This window comes from Maritimimonas sp. 2205BS37-2 (assembly GCF_056591755.1).
Genome location: NZ_JBWQOI010000002.1, coordinates 1144600 through 1162582, shown reverse-complemented (window position 1 = coordinate 1162582; position 17983 = coordinate 1144600). Strand labels below are relative to the sequence as shown.

At 33.7% G+C, this 17983-nt stretch carries 14 protein-coding genes; 2 read left to right on the top strand and 12 right to left on the bottom strand.

From position 1 onward, the window contains the following. Positions 1-17: 17 nt before the first annotated feature. The 9 genes from AC1EUU_RS12645 to AC1EUU_RS12605 all read right to left on the bottom strand — a co-directional run bounded on the left by AC1EUU_RS12645 (position 18) and on the right by AC1EUU_RS12605 (position 8658). Positions 18-773 (bottom strand): SH3 domain-containing protein, encoded by a 756-nt coding sequence (locus AC1EUU_RS12645; RefSeq protein ID WP_480201794.1) that lies wholly within the window; start codon positions 771-773, stop codon positions 18-20. After that, positions 773-2533 carry a BatD family protein gene (locus tag AC1EUU_RS12640; protein WP_480201793.1) on the bottom strand — a complete coding sequence of 587 codons (1761 nt, stop codon included), beginning with the start codon at positions 2531-2533 and terminating at the stop codon, positions 773-775. Before AC1EUU_RS12640 ends, AC1EUU_RS12645 begins: the two co-directional genes overlap by 1 nt. A gap of 3 nt (positions 2534-2536) precedes the next feature. After that, positions 2537-2917, bottom strand: a complete 381-nt coding sequence (locus AC1EUU_RS12635) for a VOC family protein (RefSeq protein ID WP_480201792.1) — start codon at positions 2915-2917, stop codon at positions 2537-2539. Continuing rightward, the gene (locus tag AC1EUU_RS12630; protein WP_480201791.1) at positions 2917-3708 is read right to left on the bottom strand and encodes a tetratricopeptide repeat protein; all 792 of its coding nucleotides are present in this window, start codon (positions 3706-3708) and stop codon (positions 2917-2919) included. Before AC1EUU_RS12630 ends, AC1EUU_RS12635 begins: the two co-directional genes overlap by 1 nt. Continuing rightward, positions 3708-4751: a vWA domain-containing protein gene (locus AC1EUU_RS12625; protein ID WP_480201790.1), complete on the bottom strand. Its 1044-nt coding sequence runs from the start codon at positions 4749-4751 to the stop codon at positions 3708-3710. Before AC1EUU_RS12625 ends, AC1EUU_RS12630 begins: the two co-directional genes overlap by 1 nt. Before the next feature lie 11 nt (positions 4752-4762). After that, entirely contained in the window at positions 4763-5767 is a 1005-nt protein-coding gene (locus AC1EUU_RS12620) for a vWA domain-containing protein (protein WP_480201789.1), read from the bottom strand. Further along, the gene (locus tag AC1EUU_RS12615; protein WP_480201788.1) at positions 5751-6686 is read right to left on the bottom strand and encodes a hypothetical protein; all 936 of its coding nucleotides are present in this window, start codon (positions 6684-6686) and stop codon (positions 5751-5753) included. Before AC1EUU_RS12615 ends, AC1EUU_RS12620 begins: the two co-directional genes overlap by 17 nt. 7 nt (positions 6687-6693) lie before the next feature. Next, on the bottom strand, positions 6694-7563 hold the full coding sequence (locus tag AC1EUU_RS12610; protein WP_480201787.1) for a DUF58 domain-containing protein: 870 nt from the start codon (positions 7561-7563) through the stop codon (positions 6694-6696). Positions 7564-7653: 90 nt separating this feature from the next. Beyond that, entirely contained in the window at positions 7654-8658 is a 1005-nt protein-coding gene (locus AC1EUU_RS12605) for an AAA family ATPase (RefSeq protein ID WP_480201786.1), read from the bottom strand. A gap of 270 nt (positions 8659-8928) precedes the next feature. Between AC1EUU_RS12605 and AC1EUU_RS12600 the strand changes: the two genes are divergently transcribed. After that, positions 8929-11904 carry a SusC/RagA family TonB-linked outer membrane protein gene (locus AC1EUU_RS12600; RefSeq protein WP_480201785.1) on the top strand — a complete coding sequence of 992 codons (2976 nt, stop codon included), beginning with the start codon at positions 8929-8931 and terminating at the stop codon, positions 11902-11904. 6 nt (positions 11905-11910) lie between these two features. Continuing rightward, entirely contained in the window at positions 11911-13230 is a 1320-nt protein-coding gene (locus tag AC1EUU_RS12595; RefSeq protein WP_480201784.1) for a RagB/SusD family nutrient uptake outer membrane protein, read from the top strand. 54 nt (positions 13231-13284) lie between these two features. On the opposite strand, the gene panB is transcribed toward AC1EUU_RS12595, so the two are convergent. The 3 genes from panB to AC1EUU_RS12580 form a co-directional block, all read right to left on the bottom strand. Further along, on the bottom strand, positions 13285-14103 hold the full coding sequence (gene panB, locus AC1EUU_RS12590) for a 3-methyl-2-oxobutanoate hydroxymethyltransferase (RefSeq protein WP_480201783.1): 819 nt from the start codon (positions 14101-14103) through the stop codon (positions 13285-13287). Positions 14104-14154: 51 nt separating this feature from the next. Then, a complete protein-coding gene (locus tag AC1EUU_RS12585; RefSeq protein ID WP_480201782.1) occupies positions 14155-14661 on the bottom strand; it encodes a CvpA family protein in 507 nt (168 codons plus the stop codon). A 99-nt stretch (positions 14662-14760) separates the two neighbouring features. After that, the gene (locus AC1EUU_RS12580; RefSeq protein WP_480201781.1) at positions 14761-17886 is read right to left on the bottom strand and encodes a UvrD-helicase domain-containing protein; all 3126 of its coding nucleotides are present in this window, start codon (positions 17884-17886) and stop codon (positions 14761-14763) included. Positions 17887-17983 lie beyond the last annotated feature (97 nt).

Sequence of the window (17983 nt, the reverse complement as noted above, 5' to 3'; positions counted from 1 at the left end):
CGTTCTTAAAGATGAAATTATTTGATCTCCTTTAAATCTTCTTTAGGCATCCAGCCAATTTTACCGTCTACTAGTTTTATTTTATACCAATTATCAACACTTTCTATAAGCTTTACTTTTGCTCCTTCATGTAGCTCAAAGTTCACCTCACCAGAATTTGTTGGCGCACTTCTTACAGCTATCTGCTGGGCAAAAACAATTGCATATTTATTGGTTTTAACATAGTTGAAGTTACTGTAAGCAAAGGTTGTAAGAACCAATACTAAAATAGCACTTATAATACTTGTTATAAAATAAAATCGCTTCCTTGAAGAGCTATAGGAAAAATGATACAATAAAAACAATGTGGCAAACAGAACGCCAAAGATTACAGCAAGCCAAGCCCAAGTATTGTAACTCATTTTTTGAATAAGCCCTTCTGAAAATCGCTCTCCAATGGTCTTCGGTAATGCTTCGATATTATCTATTGCCATTTGCTTTGCAAAACCAAGATTGTATTTAGCATCTTGATTATTTGGGTTAAGTAATAGCGCTTTTTCATAATAATAAATGGCGGGTGCTACTTGATTCATTTTGTAATGCGCGTTTGCCATATTATAATACAAATCATCAGAATGCAATTGGTTATCTTCTATCTGCTTGTATGCCGTTAAAGCTTCACTATACTTCTCTTGCTTATAGAGCTTATTTGCGTCAGAGAATAAGCTGTCTACTGTTTGGGCAAACAGAAAGTTCGATAGGACTACAAATATTAATAGTAATATACTACGCATTACAATTGTTTATCGATTTTGGCAATTACATTTTTTGCCTTGTTATATTCTTGCTGCATCATCACATTAGTTGTTGGAGTATAGCGCGCATAATCACTGTCATCTAACACTTTAATGAATTCTTCGACAGCATTAGCATTTACTTTTCTATCTTTTAATATTGACGCAATCCGTTCTTTACTGATATCGGATGTTTCTACTTGTAATTTTGCTTTTAAATAGTTATGCAATGCTTTTTCTAAGGCAATATAAAATTCTTCTTTTTTACCCAATTGCTTTTTAGCTTCAGAAAGATATTTTCGTGCTAAACGATCTGCTTTTCTCCGTTTATTTCCAATTATATCACTATCGCGTTCACGTTTTTTCTTGCCAATAAAAATTCCAACCGGAATTACTAGTAGGGGAAGTACGAGCAAGGCATAAAAAAGGTCTGATCCTAGAAAATTTTCTTTCTTTTTTATTGGTTCTAGATTCGCATTGCTACTAATATAACGAATACTACTTCCTGTAGCCACTACATCCCGTTTAACCGAGTTATTAGATTCGGCTGTTGGTATCTTTCCTTCGTTAGCATTCAAAACAATTGCTTCCGTAGTGATGGTTTTATAAGCTTTATCTGCCAAACTGAAATATGAAAAAGATACAGGTGGTATTTTATATTTACCTTGATATTGAGGTACAATAGTATACTGATCGTAGACCTTGCCGCTTAATCCACTTAAATTAGTCCGTATGCTTTCTTTATGCTCAGGCTCATATCGCTCAAGTCCATTTGGTGTTTCAATAGAAGGTAAATCGATTAATTTAAGATTTCCTTTCCCAGAAACTTCCACCTTAATTTGTGCAGATTCGTTCGCTTTTAAAATTGCTTTACTTGTACTAACATTAAAATCAAAGTTCCCTACCGCTCCGGAAAAATCTACCGGACGCCCTTCTAAAGGTAAAGGTTTAACATTGATTGAACGTCTACCTGTGGAAACGGTATAATTAGTATTTCTGGTTATCATATTACCAAACAAATCACGTCGACCAATTGGAACACCTGCAGAAATTTCCATTTCCATAGGATCAATTGTTAATTTTCCGGATTTCTGTGGAATTAAAACGGTCTTCTTCACGATTACATATCTTACCTGTTTTCCTTGATACGTTCCGTCTTTAGCCCCTAATCCGTTTACTTCAATATTTTGATTCCAAAACCCATTAAAGGCCGGAGATTCCACTTCGCGAGTATTGCGCACAGAAACACTATTAATATCTACATAAAGCTTATAAACTACCGAAATACTTTCTCCAACATAAGGATTTGCATTGGAAACTTCAGCGACCAAATGAATATTTTGTGAAGCTACATAACGTGGGTCATTCGGATCCTTAGGTATTTCTACAGCTTTTGTAACCGTTACTTTTAATGTATTTGTTTCAACCGTCTTATCTTCGTATTTAGCAGTAGCCCCTCCTATTGTAAAAACTCCTTGGTTCTTCGGTTCTAACGTATAGCTATACGATTGTTCAAAAGATTGTTTACCGTTGATATAAGAAAAATTAGTAGAGGTCATAGGGCCCGCCACTACCTTAAAATTTTTAAAGTTAGGAGGCTTAAAATCATCTGCTCCTTGCTTATTAATAGAAAAAGTAATGCGCAAACGCTCATTAACCCCAAGCCTATTCTTACTTACTTTAGCCTTAAATTCAACATCTTGAGCAGTAATAAGCTGAGTAAAAAATAATAGTATAAATGCTATATTATATTTTTTCATTATCTATTCTTCTAGACGCCAAGGTGGGTTTTTACGATAGCTACCTCCGTTAAAAATAATAATTTGATTATTGTCTTTATCTTTTAAACGTGCCTCTCTCCAGCCCCATGATTTATCATTAGGCAATTCATCAAACTCAATCCCTTTTTCAATTAATACCTTAACAGTTGTATCCAAATCTTGATCTTCAAAATAAATAGAAACCCCGGCGCCTTTTGGTAATTCTTCAACCAAATGCACTGAAAACGTGGCCTCTCCATCTGGGCACTCAAAACGAACATAACGTGGCAAAGCATCTACAATTAGCTTCAAACCTAAGGTTTTATAAAACTCAGTAGACTTATATACATCGATGGACGGAATTGTTACCTGATTTAAGTTCATTACCAGTCTTTTTCTTGTTTCACCTTTTTGCCTTTTGCTTTTTTGGCATTAATTTTTTTCTGCGTCTTATTCTCTTCATTATTCATAGCCTCAAGCAATTGTTTTATTTGTTGGGGTGATAATTTATTAGGCTGAGGCCTTGGCTGTTGTTTATTATCGTTTTGATCTTGTTTATTGTTTTGATCTTTGTCGTTCCCTTTTTGATCTTTATCCTTATCTCCTTGATCACTTTTATCTTTATTCTTGTTCTGATCTTGGTTCTCTTTATTTTGATCTTCTTTATTCTTATCGTTTTTATCTTTGTTGTCTTTATTCTTTTTGTCGTCTTTATTATCGGCTTCATTTTTACGCAGTTTCTGTGCTAAGGCCAAATTATAACGCGTTTCATCATCTTTAGGATTATTGCGCAGTGCGTTCTTATATGCATTAATAGCTTTATCATAATCTTTCTGCTTCATCATTGCATTTCCAATATTGTGGAAATTCTCACCTTTTACAGTTTTATCTTTAGTTGTTTTAGTTACTAAATCATATAATGGCACAGACTCCGTAAACCGATCTTGTTGATAAATAGCGTTCCCCAAATTATAGTTTGCTTTTTCATAATTAGGATTAACTTCTAGGGCTTTTTTGTATTGAACTTCGGCGTCTTCAAAATTATTCTGATTATAGAACTCATTCCCTTGACGGATAATTTGTTTTTCTACCTGTTGAATTACAGGTTTTTTGTCCTTTTTCTGTGCAAAGGAAACCATAGACATTATAATAAAAAGAATGCTCAACTTTTTCATCATTCTGCTTTTTTCTCGTTAAACAGGTTTAATTTTTGTATCCACTTTGTTTTCTTATTCAACATCAAAGTATCGAGTACTAAAAACAGTAGTCCTAAAGCCACAAACCACTGAAATTGATCTTTAAAATCTGAAAATTGCTTCGTTTCAAATTCCTTTTTATCGGCGGCAAGTAATAATTCATCTATATATTCTACCGTATTACTTGTATTATTCCCGTAAAGGTATTCACCTTTTCCATCAGAAGCAATGGTCTTTAAAGTTTTATCATTCAGTTTAGTTATTACAGCCTCTCCTTTTCTATCCTTTTTATATCCAATAAGTGTACCATCTCTTTTAATAGGAATTGGCGCTCCTTCACTGTCACCAACTCCAATTGAGTAGATCTTAATCCCTTCTTCAGTAGCTTCGTCAGCAATATATTTTACATTCTCTTCATGATCTTCACCATCAGAAATAACGAACAAATAGCGATTTGTTTGCTCATCATCATCAAAATAGCTCTTTGCTAATTTAAGAGCTTCATTAATAGCCGTTCCCTGAGAAGAAACCATATCAGGATTTGCATTCTGCAAAAACATTTTTGCAGCTGCATGATCTGTAGTAATTGGCAATAAGGGATATGCATTACCTGCATAAATAATAATACCAACACGATCGCTCCCTAGCTTATCGATTATTTTTGAAATCAATTGTTTAGCCTTCTCCAAGCGATTGGGAGCTATATCTTCGGCGAGCATACTTCTAGAAACATCTAAAGCAAAAACGATATCAACTCCTTGGCGCTTCACCGTCTTTAATTTTGTTCCCATTTTCGGATTCACTAATGCAATTATTAAAAAACATAATGCCAAAGCAACCGTAAGCACTTTTAAGAATGATTTAAACGAAGAAGCCTCAGGGCTTAGTCGTTCTAGTAATGCAGAATCAGCGAACTTTTTTTGCTTATTTCGCCTCCAAAGAACTACCATAACATAAGCAACGAGAAGCACAGCGATTGCTGCAAAATAGATAAAGTATTGTTTTTCTTCTAATTGATACATTTTCTTAATTATTAAATGAAGCTACGGAAAATGGTAAATCTCAATGCCATTTCCAGCAACACCAAAAAGCCTGCTAATAAAACCAGAGGTCTATAACGTTCTTGATAATTATAATATTTAAATTCTTCAATTTCTGTTTTTTCTAACTTATTAATGTCTTCATAAATTGAAGCCAATTTTTTATTGTCTGTAGCTCTAAAATATTCTCCCTCGGTTTCGGAAGCGATATATTTTAACAGCTTCTCGTCTATTTCAACCGGAGCATTTCTAAATAATAAACCTCCAGAAGCGTCACGAGCGTAGGGAAATAAGGCAGTACCATTTGTTCCTAACCCTATAGTATATACTTTAATGCCTAGTTCCTTAGCCAGTTCGGTTGCAGTTTTTGGATCTACGAAACCTGCGTTATTAACCCCATCTGTCAAAAGGATAATGACCTTACTTTGAGCGCGACTCTCTTTAAGTCTATTAACAGCAGATCCTAAGCCCATACCAATTGCTGTACCTCCTTCAAGGTCGCCCCATCGAATCTTTCTAACGGTATTTTTTACAATACGCTTATCGCTAGTAATAGGAGTTTGTGTAAAACTCTCACCCGCATAAACAACAATTCCTATCCTATCATTCGGACGTTTGTTAATAAAATCGGTTGCTACCACTTTTAATGCTTCTAAGCGATTTGGTTTCAAATCTTTTGCAAGCATACTTGCTGAAACATCAATTGCCATAACAATGTCTATACCTCTTGTAGTCTTCGTACGTTTACTAACTTCTACATTTCGTGGCCTTGCCAGTGCCAAAATCAATCCTGTCAAAGCCAATAAACGCAATACATATAATATTGGTTTAAGTTTTGCCAAAATTGACTGTTGCGCAAAACCTTTAGTGTTGGCCATTGTTAATCTGGCGGCATCTTTTTTTCTGTTAAAAATATACCAAGCAGCTAGTAAAGGGACTAATACTAGCAACCAAAGAAACTCAGGGTTTGTAAATTCTAAATTATTCCACAACTTCATTCTCTTCTACAATAATTTTAGGTTTCAGATCATCTATTACTTCTCGGGCATCTTGTCTATGCAGTTCAATTTCATTAATAAGCGGTTTGAACTTAGCAAACTTCACCAAATCAGCATCTTTTAGTAATTTATTTAGCCTATCAATAGTTTCTGGAGGTATATTCAATGCACTAGATGAATTAAAATCTGTCATTGTTTCCAATAATTCATCTGTAGTAGATTCTAGCGCTGGAATGTTCAATTCTCTTTCAATATAAGTTCTAATAATATCTGTTAGCTCAACATAATATTGTTTAACCTTATTTCTTTGCCATAATTCTTTGGCGTCTAATTCTTTCAGTCGCTTCAAAGCTAACTCATAAGGAGGTATTGCCGCTTCAATCTCTTCAATAGTTTTCTTCTTACGTGACACCAAGTAGAAAATAAGAGCTGCAAGAAGAAGTATCCCTAGAATCCACCATAAATATTTCTTAAAGTCTTCAAAAGTATAGGGTTCATTTTGAATCGCCTTAATCGGAAACATTGCTTGTTTGGTAGTATCAACGGCCACTGTAGCCACATCTACTACAACAGAATCTGTTAAATACTCTTGAGACCAAATTTTGATTCGTTGTGCGGGAATAACATACTGACCACTATCAAAGCTGGTGAGTACATATTTTTTAATTAGTTTTTCTTTTAAAGTATCTATCGGTTTTGCTTCCACAATTTCTACCATTCCTAGGCTATCTAGCTCTAACTCTGGAAACTGAACACCCGTATCTGCATTCTCTATCGTAATTTGATAGTTTATTTGCTCACCAATCCTGATTTTAGTGGTATCAGCTTTGGCCGTTACAACGGGTAGTTCTTGTGAAAAGCTTATTAAGCCAATCCACAAAAAAACAAATAGTAAGTAATATTTCTTTTTAAACTCCATTAACAATCTAGGCTCCTTTACGTTTAAAATATCCTAGTAATTTTTTAACATAGCTCTCATCTATTCTAGTACTAATGGTTCCTGAACCACTTCTCTTAAATGTGTTTTGAAACTCATCAACTTTTTTCAAATAGTGCGCTCTATAATTGGTTCTAACCTGTTTTGAATTTGTATTTACCAAAATTGTTTTACCTGTTTCGGCATCTAACATTGGTACCATTCCTAATTTTGGAATTTCTTCTTCATATTTATCATAAACCCTTATACCCGTTACATCATGCTTTCTACCAACTATTTTTAAGGCATTATCATATCCTTCATCCATAAAGTCAGAAAGAATAAAAACTATTGCTTTCTTCTTCATTACATTTGATAAATATCTTAATGCTTGTTCGATATTTGTTTTTTTACTTTTTGGCTTAAACTCAATAAGTTCTCTGATAATTCTAAGTACATGTGTTTTTCCTTTTTTAGGTGGAATAAACAATTCAATATCATCTGAAAACAAAAGTAATCCTACTTTATCGTTATTCTGAATTGCCGAAAACGCCAGTGTAGCACTAATTTCGGTTATAGTATCTCGTTTAAATTGTTCTGAAGTGCCAAAAAACTCAGATCCGCTAATATCAACCATTAATACCATCGTAAGCTCGCGCTCTTCTTCAAATACTTTTACAAAAGGCTCATTATAACGAGCAGTAACGTTCCAATCAATACTTCTAATATCATCTCCATATTGATATTGGCGCACTTCAGAAAAGGTCATACCACGCCCTTTGAATGAACTGTGATATTCTCCAGAAAAAATGTGATCAGACAAACGGCGTGTCTTAATCTCTATTTTTCGAACTTTTTTAAGTATTTCTTTGGTATCCATTTTTCTTTAGTTGTCATTTCACTTTCTGTGAAATCTAAAATTGAGTAGTTAAGAATAAGATTTCTGCTTTCGCAGGAATGACATTAAAGATTAAGGTACTTCTACTTGATTTACTATTTTATTAATAATATCAACAGAAGTTACATTTTCGGCTTCGGCTTCATAGGTAATGCCAACTCTATGGCGTAAAACGTCATGAACAACGGCACGTACATCTTCTGGGATTACGTAGCCTCTTCGCTTTATAAATGCGTAGCATTTAGAAGCCATTGCTAAATTAATACTTCCACGAGGTGAAGCACCAAAACCAATTAATGGTTTTAATTCGGGCAATCTATATTCTTCAGGATAACGTGTTGCGAAAATAATATCGAGTATATATTTTTCGATCTTCTCATCCATATATACTTCTTGAACTGCACTTCTAGCACTTAAAATTTGTTTTAAATCTACAACAGCATTTACCTTTTCAAAACTTCCCTTTAGATTATTGCGCATTATCAATTGCTCTTCAGCTTGTTTTGGGTAATCAATTACTGTTTTTAACATAAAACGGTCTACCTGAGCCTCTGGTAAAGGATATGTTCCTTCTTGCTCAATTGGGTTTTGAGTAGCCATTACTAAAAAGGGTTGATCTAACTTAAAGGTATCGTCGCCAATAGTAACTTGGTGTTCTTGCATGGCTTCCAGTAAAGCTGATTGTACTTTTGCCGGTGCACGATTGATCTCATCTGCAAGGACAAAATTCGCAAAAATAGGCCCCTTTTTTATAGAGAAGTCATTCTCCTTTATATTATAAATCATAGTTCCGATAACATCGGCAGGCAATAAATCAGGGGTAAATTGGATTCTACTAAAAGAGCCTTTTACAGCCTTAGACAATGTGTTTATGGCTAACGTTTTTGCTAAACCAGGAACACCTTCTAATAAAATATGTCCATTTCCTAAAAGACCTATCAACAATCGTTCAACCATATGCTTTTGACCAACAATTACCTTATTCATTTCAAGGTTCAATAAATCAACAAAAGCACTTTCTTTTTCTATCTTCTCATTAATAGCTCTTATATCAACACTAGTAGCTGTTTCTTCCATACTTTTCAAAAAAATTTATGCAATACTAATTTAATTTTTAAAGGAAAGCAAACATAATGCTAAACCTAGGGTTTTCTTGTTAAAAATTGGTTAAATGATAAAACATAAGATATTCTCAAAATACTTGATTCTTTGCAGTTAGTGTATTTTTTTAAATTTATAATTTCTTTAACAAAATTTTACGACTCTGTTAAATTTTGAGGCATATTATTGCTATGTTAGAAAAAAATAGCAATATTTGTTAACGTACTAACTAATTAATTCAAGCATATGAGACAAACACTACGAATTAAAAAGGTGTTGTTCTTTGCTATGTTTTTGATACCGCTAGGTATACTAGCGCAAACAATAACTGGTAAAGTTACCGACACTCAAGGCGAAGCAATTCCTTTTGCAAATATTATTGAAAAGGGTACTTCAAATGGAACCACGGCCGATGGTGATGGAAATTTTTCTTTAAATGTTTCTAACATTCCGGCTACACTCGTTGTTTCTTCTTTAGGCTTTACAACCAAAGAAGTTCAAGTTACCGATGCGAGTCAATCAATAACAATTGCATTATCTGAAGATGCTGTAGGTTTAGAAGAGGTTGTAATTACAGGTCTTGCATCTACTACCAAACGATCTAACCTAGCTAATACAGTGGCATCGGTATCAGCTGCCGATCTTGCAGGTGTAACAACCCAATCTGGCTTTGATTCAGCCTTAACTGGTAAATTTACTGGAGCTGAAATTCGAGCAAACTCAGGAGCACCAGGAGGAGGTATTTCGATGCGATTACGTGGAGTTACTTCAGTTTTTGGAGATCAACAACCTCTATACATTGTTGATGGGGTTTATGTTGACAATTCTTCGATCTCTCTTGGTAATAATATTGTAAGTGCTGCTGCTGGAGGGGGAAATCCTTCAAATACTCAAGATGATGCTTCTAACAGGATCGCCGATATTGATCCTGAAGATATTGAAAGTGTAGAAATATTAAAAGGAGCTTCTGCAGCCGCCATTTATGGTTCGCGAGCAGCGGGTGGTGTTGTTATTATAACAACAAAAAGAGGAAGACAAGGAAAAGCACAAATTTCTTTCTCACAAACAGTAGGTTTAAGAAGCCCAACACAATTATTAGGTCTTAGAGATTGGACCGAAGCTACAATTACCGGCCGAGGAGGTCCTTCAAATGCTACTTTAAGAGATTATGAAGCAGAGCTTTTTGATCACACTAGAGTTTCGTCTACCAGTAGATTTACTACATCTGGCGCAACTGAAAAAACTGATTACTTCTTTGGAGCTACTTATAAAAATGAGCCAGGGCTTGTTGAAAACACTGGTTACGAAAAAGCTTCAATTCGTTTGAATATTGGTCAAAAATTTAATGATTGGCTAGATCTATATGTTACTACGAATTATATAAACTCTACTTCTGATAGAGGATTCTTTAATAATGGTAACGCAAATAGAACTATTGGTTATGCACTCGCTTTCACCTTACCTTGGGAAGATTTATCTCCTGTTAATGGTGTTTATCCTGCAGGAGGTGCAGGTTCAAATGTTTTAGAAACTGTTGCGCTTACTACTAATAGGGAAGAAATAAACAGGTTTATTGGAAGTGCTACTTCTAATGTAAGAATACTAACTAATGATAAACATCAGTTGAAATTAGTTTTACAAGGTGGTTTTGATCAATATTCACTAAGAACCACTAGTATATTCCCAAGAGCTTTATCATATTTTAGAGGTGATGGTACTCTTGGTGGTGCTTCTATCTCTGGTACTACAGTTAATACTAATTATAACTTATCTGCTTTCTTGGTTCATAACTTGTTCTTAGATAATGGCCTTAGTTTTACAACACAGGCGGGGGGATTCTTCCAAGAGTTTGATAGAAATACTGTAATTACAATAGCAACAGATCTTATTGGTTCACAAACTAATATTGGTCAATCTGGTAATGTATCAACACAACAAACAATAATCCCTCAGAAGGATACTGGTTTCTTTGTGCAAGAAGAAATTAATTATGATGATAAAATAATAGGTTCTTTTGGTGTTAGAGGAGATCGTTCTACAAATAATGGTGATGCTAATGAGATGTATTATTACCCTAAGGCTAACTTAGCCGTGAATCTTCATAATTTTGATTTTTGGCCTGATGGATTTATTACTAGTTTTAAACCAAGAATTGCTTATGGTGAATCAGGTAGATTCCCAAATTTTAATGACCGTTTCTCACTGATGAATGCCCAATTTATTGGCGCTACTTCTGGAGGTGGAGCAACTGGGTTAAGTCCAGCTGACCTTAGAGGTACTCCCGATATTGAACCAGAACGTCAATCAGAATTAGAATATGGTATCGATTTCAGCTTATTTGAAAGCAGACTTAATTTTGAAGTTAGTTTCTATAATAAAAAAGTAGACGATTTATTAATCCAATCACAGGTTCCCACATCTTCTGGTTTTACAAGAAAAGCTATAAATGGTGGTGAGCTTGAAAATAATGGTATCGAGTTGGGATTAAATGCACGAGTAATTGATAATGATGATTTCTCTTGGGATTCTAATGTTAAATGGTGGAAAAACAAGTCTGAAATTACACGTTTAGATGTGCCGAGTTTTACAGTAGGTGGTTTTGCATCTTCTCTTGGTACATTCCAAATACAAGAAGGATTTAGTGCCACACAAATTGTAGGTACATACGATGCAACTCAATTTACTGCAGCCGAAATTGCTGCAAGAGACCCAGAAGGAGATGGATTCTTTGTTTATGGAAATGCTGAGCCAGATTTTCAAATGTCATGGCAAAATAACTTGTCATACAAGAACTTTGACTTATCTTTCTTATGGCACTGGAAACAAGGAGGTGATGGTATAAATCTTACTACTTTACTTTATGATTTAGCACAAACAACTTGGGATTATGATGACTTTGGTGCAGATCCATCCGGACAATTAGCAAATGGTCCTTATAGAGCAAGTCAAGCATTCGTGAATCCAGATCCTGTAATTGAAGATGCTGGTTACGTAAGATTAAGGGAAGTTGGTCTTTACTATACATTCCCTAGTGAAAAAGTTAAATTTGCTGATAAAGTAAGAGTAGGTATTTCAGGTAGAAACCTAATTAATATTTTTGATTATAATAGTTATGATCCAGAGGTTTCGAATTTTGGAAATAATGTATTAGCAAATAATGTGGAGGTAACGCCATATCCGGCTTCAAAGTTTATTAACTTTCATTTAAACATAAATTTCTAAGATATTATGAAGAATATATATATAAAAATATTTCTATTCTGTGCAGTTTTGATTATACCTAGCTGCCAATTAGATGATATAGAAAATCCAAATGCTCCTACGGTAGGTAGTTTTGATGAAGGGGCTTCAAGGAATGATGTACAGCTTTTAGCTACTGGGCTTGATGCTGTGATGCGTAATGATCTTGCTTTTCATTATGACACGGTAAGCATACTTGGCAGAGAATATTATGACCTTACCGGTGTAGATCCTCGTTTAACAGGAGAGTTATTAAAGGGGCCATTAGATAATAATGGGTTTTTAACTACACGTGCTTATGCAGCCTGGTACAAAATTGTAAAGTCAGCAAATATACTAATTCAAGCTGTTCAGAATAATTCGGCAGGGCTTTCTAATGAGGTAGTTAATAGTTATATTGGATATGCCAAAACATTAAAGGCATATGCATTGCTAATGGTGGCAAACAGACAATATACTAATGGAATTAGAATCGATGTTGAAGATCCTGATAATTTAGGGCCTAATGTTGGTTATGACGAGGCATTAACGGCAATCATGGCGTTATTAAATGATGCAAATACTGATTTATCAGGTGCGGGGTCAAGTTTTGATTTTGATATTAGTGATGGGTTTAATGGTTTTAATACACCAGCTACATTTAGCGAGTTTAATAGAGCATTAGCAGCGCGTGTTGCTTTGTATCAAAATAATAAAACACTTGCCTTGTCTTTATTAAATGACTCGTTCTTAGATTTAGGCGGAGATCTATTCGCTGGTGTAGCACATGTGTTTGGAGGTACAGGTAATGATATTTTAAATGCGCAATTCCACACGCTAGAAGGTAGTGGTACCAACGATGCGTTTATGGCGCATCCTTCTTGGATAGCAGACGCTGAAGCAGGTGACACTAGAGTAACTAATAAATCTCAACTTTTTGAGCCTGGTACAAGAACATTCGATGATCTCACAGCAGACTATCAAATAGCAGTATATAAAAGCAATGTTGATCCTGTTTATTTAATAAGAAATGAAGAGTTAATTCTTATTTATGCTGAAGCAAACATAGGTACTGATAATGCTGAAGCCGTAGATGCAATTAATGTAGTAAGAAATGCAGCAGGTTTACCAAATTATTCTGGTGGAACTAGCGATACTGAATTACTGGATGAAGTGCTTAATCAAAGAAGATATTCTTTATTTGTAGAAGGACATCGTTGGATTGATTTAAGGCGTACAGGAAAATTAAATAGCACTTATATTCCTCTTGATCGAGCTGGAGATAATGTAATAGATGCATTCCCAACTCCTTTTACTGAAAGTTTATAGAAGGAGACAAATTATTTAATAAAAAAACCTCGCTAAGGCGAGGTTTTTTTATTTCTAATATTGTTCTTTCTCATTCGGAAAGTCTAAGCTTTTCACGTCTTTAATATATTCCTTAAAGGCTCCGCTCATTTCTGTATAGAGATCAAGATAGCGCCGTAAAAATCTTGGATTAAATTCATGCGTCATACCTAACATATCATGTATCACCAATACTTGCCCATCAACGCCATTCCCTGCACCAATTCCTATAATTGGTATTGAAACACTTTTAGCCACTTCTTCAGCAAGTTTTGCCGGTACTTTTTCTAAAACAATTCCGAAGCATCCTAATTTTTCTAAAAGCAAGGCATCTTCTTTTAATTTTTCAGCTTCAGCCTCTTCTTTGGCTCTAACCGTATAGGTTCCAAATTTATAAATAGATTGAGGTGTTAATCCCAAATGCCCCATTACAGGTATTCCTGCATTTAAAATACGTTTTATTGATTCTTTCACCTCTTTTCCTCCTTCAAGTTTAACAGCATGGGCTCCTGATTCTTTCATAATTCGTATAGCAGATCTTAACGCTTCTTTAGGGTCAGATTGGTAACTACCAAAAGGAATATCTACTACAACCAAACAACGATCTATAGCTCTAACTACTGAAGTAGCATGATAGATCATTTGGTCTAAAGTAATTGGTAAAGTTGTTTCATGACCTGCCATTACATTAGAGGCAGAATCTCCAACTAAGATTACATCAATTCCGGCATGGTCTACTATTTTCGCCATGCTATAATCATAAGCTGTTAGCATTGCAATCTTTTCACCATTGCGTTTCATCTCAACCAAAGTATTGGTTGTAATCCTTTTATACTCTTTTTTTGCTGTTGACATCTTTTATATTAGTTGTTAGCCTTTAAAAAGCTATGCGTTAGTATCTATAAATTATCCTTTTTTAACGGCCTCCCATTCATTTTCTAAAATTGAAGGAAATATCATTGGGGCAAGATTCTTAACAGGTTCATATAAGATTGAGGCCTGTATTTTTTCTTCTTTTATGAAGGGTAAGTTTTTATTCAACTTATCAAATACAATTAGAACCACACTCAAAATTAATCCTATTTTAACCACCCCGAAAATGGCTCCAAATACTTTGTTCATAATACCCAAAGAAGCAGCGTCTGCTAATTTAGTAAGTAATTTTCCTGATAACGAAATCAATACAACGATTATTAAAAAAGTACTTGCAAACGCAATAATCTGAATATATTTTTCTGACCACTCAACGCTGTCTTTTAAGAAATTAGCCATAAAATAAGAAAAATGTATTGCGCCATAAAGCCCTAAAACCAAGGCTACCAAAGAAGTGATTTCAATAAATAGTCCTTTCATAAATCCTTTAACCAATCCGAAAAGTAAAAGGGCAGTAAGAATGATATCTAATATACTCATTAGTTAATTTGATAAGAATCTGTCAAAGATATTATTTTATTATAAAAGCAGGAAGCCTAAAACTTAAACTCATTTTATAGAAAAAGTATCTTACTCAGATTATATTTCTTCAACCTTTACAGGATCATCAATATAAACCAATAATTTTTCTTCTACTTCATAGCCCAATTCTTTAACCGCCGATTCATACTTATAAAGTTGTGAGTGGTGTTTCTTTTCTGGTTTTCCTGTTTTATAGTCTATAATAATAGCCTTATTATTAGTATTAATTACCAACCTATCTGGAATAACAATTTCTTTATCTGAAGTCAGAATTTCTCGTTCGCAGTGAACGGTTAGGTTTTGTTGAAAATATCTTTTCAATTTTGAGTGCGTAACAACAAGATTAACGGTTCTTGAAATTTCTTGGGCTTCTTGATTTGTAATGGTTCCATTAATAAGATAATGATCAATGGCATTTTCAATATCTCCAGCTGTCTTTACTTTTGATAAAACTTCATGAATTAAATTTCCGTATAGAATGGATGCTCCTTTTTCTGAATCCCATAATAATCCCGAAGTTGCAACTATATTTACATTATGATCTTGCCATGAAGAGCTAATAAACTGTTCTAACTCGTAACTTTTTTTTACGAGTTCTTTCTTTAAAGAAACACGCTTTTTTGATCCAAATTCATATTCACATTCTTGATCATTATATCTATCAATACTTCTCAAGTATTCAATAAAAAACTGTGAATACCATTTGGGTTCATCTGTAAGTTTTCTTCTTTCTGAAATTATATAAAGTTGTTCAACGGCTCTCGTTAGAGTTACATATAATAGATTTATATTATCTAACTCTAATTCTTTCTTTCTTTGTTGATACAACAACAAGCCATCTTCACTTGCTTGCTCTAGAGCTTTATTCGCATTAATTAAAAGGCTATCAAAGCCTTTAAATTTTTCTTTTACAGGATACCAAACTTTAGGATTCAACTCTCGATAGATATCCAAATCATATGGAAAAATAACAATTGGAAATTCCAACCCCTTTGATTTATGGATCGTCATAATTCTTACTGCATTTTTCTCTTCTGGAACCACAATGCTAAGGCTCTCTTTTTTATCATGCCAGTATTCCAAAAATCCTGATACACCTTCTGATTTTCTAATTGAATACTGTAATGTTTCATCTAAAAAGAATTGTAGATACGCATCGGAAGTTTCGGCTAGTTTAAACGTCTTAATTACGTATTCTATACTTTCATAAAAGGGTAGTTGAGTATAATTAGAGCTGCTGAAATCTACTTCATACTGATTTAATTTTTCAAAAAATTCTACCGTTTCGCAACTAATAAATTCATTTAAGAAATCGTGTTTATCCTTTTTGATCTTTAAATGGTCAAACAAGAAATATAAAATTCTTAATTGGGCTTCTTTATTAGACTGCTGCTGTAAGTAAGTTAGTATATTAACAATGAATCGCACTTTTTTTGAATTCTGCAACAACAACGTTTCTGAGCTAATAATATCAATGCCATTCTGGGTTAAATGGTTCGCTACAGCCACTCCTTGTTTTCTTGTTCTTGTGAGAATACATATTTCATGTAAGTTAAAATCATCGTTTACATCATTTATAACCCTTAAGGCTTTCTCGGCAAAAACTTCATCTTTTTCTTTGACCAATAAACCTTCTTCTATAAAAGACAGGTTGACATAGCCTCCTTCTTTAGTTGTATGCTCTTGATGGTTTTCATTAAAATACATTGCTAGATATTCTTTCTTCTTAAAATATTTAGAGAGAAATTGAAAGAAGTTATTATTAAAGTCAATAATTTCTGAATAGCTACGATAGTTAGTATTTAATTGTGAAATATGTTTTTCAATAAAAAACGGGTTCTCATTGTTGGTTAAATTAATAAACTGCTCAGCTTCTCCTCCTCTCCATCGGTAAATAGATTGCTTTGCATCGCCAACCATCAGCAAACTCGCATTCTCTTGAGACAACGCGTTACCGATAAGGGGAATTAAATTTTGCCATTGTAATTTAGAAGTGTCTTGCATTTCATCAATGAAATAATGCTTATACTTTTCACCGATTCTTTCATAAATAAATGCTGCAGGTTGCTCTTTTATATGCTTACTAATAATTTGATTAAACTCAGCATTTAAGTGTATGTTTTTTTCTTCTTTAAGTTCTTCTAAATTTTCGTTAATCGTACTTAAAACGGCTAAAGGAATTAAACTATCTGAAAAGAGTTTATAGAGTGTATATTCTTTATATTGTTTTTCTGATTTAGTATAGAGATCTAAAAGAGGATTTATAATACTATCAATTGCAGTTTTAACCTCTTCTGGTTTATTTTTAGTATAAAACTGATTAGCCGCAATGCTTTTAGCCAATCCTTTATTGACTTCGAAGCTAGTCTTTGTAACGTCATTAATTAAGTTCTGAAAGTGCTTTGGAAACTGAGAATAATAAAAATCTTTGTATTCAATATCAAAATTGTCAATAAGTTGTAGCCCTTCTTTACCTATATCCGCTAATTCCATTTCAAGCAACGCTACCTTTTGTTGAATATGTTTCTTCAGCTCAATAAAATCATCAAAAGATTTATCTTTTAGTAACTGTACATGCAGCAAGTCATTTTCGTTTAGTAAAATTTGAGCAATTTCTTTGAGCTCTCTTGAAACATCCCATGACTTATCTTCATTCGCTTTTTGTAATGAAAAGTCAATTAGTATTTTGGTTAAATATTTATCTTCCCCAATCTTAGAAATCAATAAATCTACAGCTTCATTCAATAAAGACTTCGCATCCATCTCAACATCAAAATTGAGCGATAAGCCTAGATCAAATGCAAAATTCCGTATCAATCTGTGTGTAAAACTATCAATAGTAGTTATATTAAAAGCTGAATAATTGTAAAGTATACTTTCTAATACTTTTTTAGATCGCTCATGCAGCATTCCATCTTGCAAATTGGTTTCATGCTCAATCTGTAAGAACATTGCTGTTTTTTCTTGTAATATTTTGGGTTTTGAGAAATCACGTAAGTTATTAATTACGCGTTCTTTCATTTCGGCTGCAGCCTTATTTGTAAACGTAATTGCTAGAATATTTTGAAAGCGATTCGAATCTGATGTGCCTAATAAAATCTTTAAGTATTCTTTTACAAGCGTAAAGGTTTTACCACTTCCGGCCGAGGCATTATAGATTTTAAATGTGGTCGTGTTTTGCACAATAGAATTTTAAGCAAAATAATAAATTTGTGTTGTCTTTCTGAATTTATTTTAGAATCTCATCATAAAGATTCTCGTTTTAAGGCCCTGCAACAAG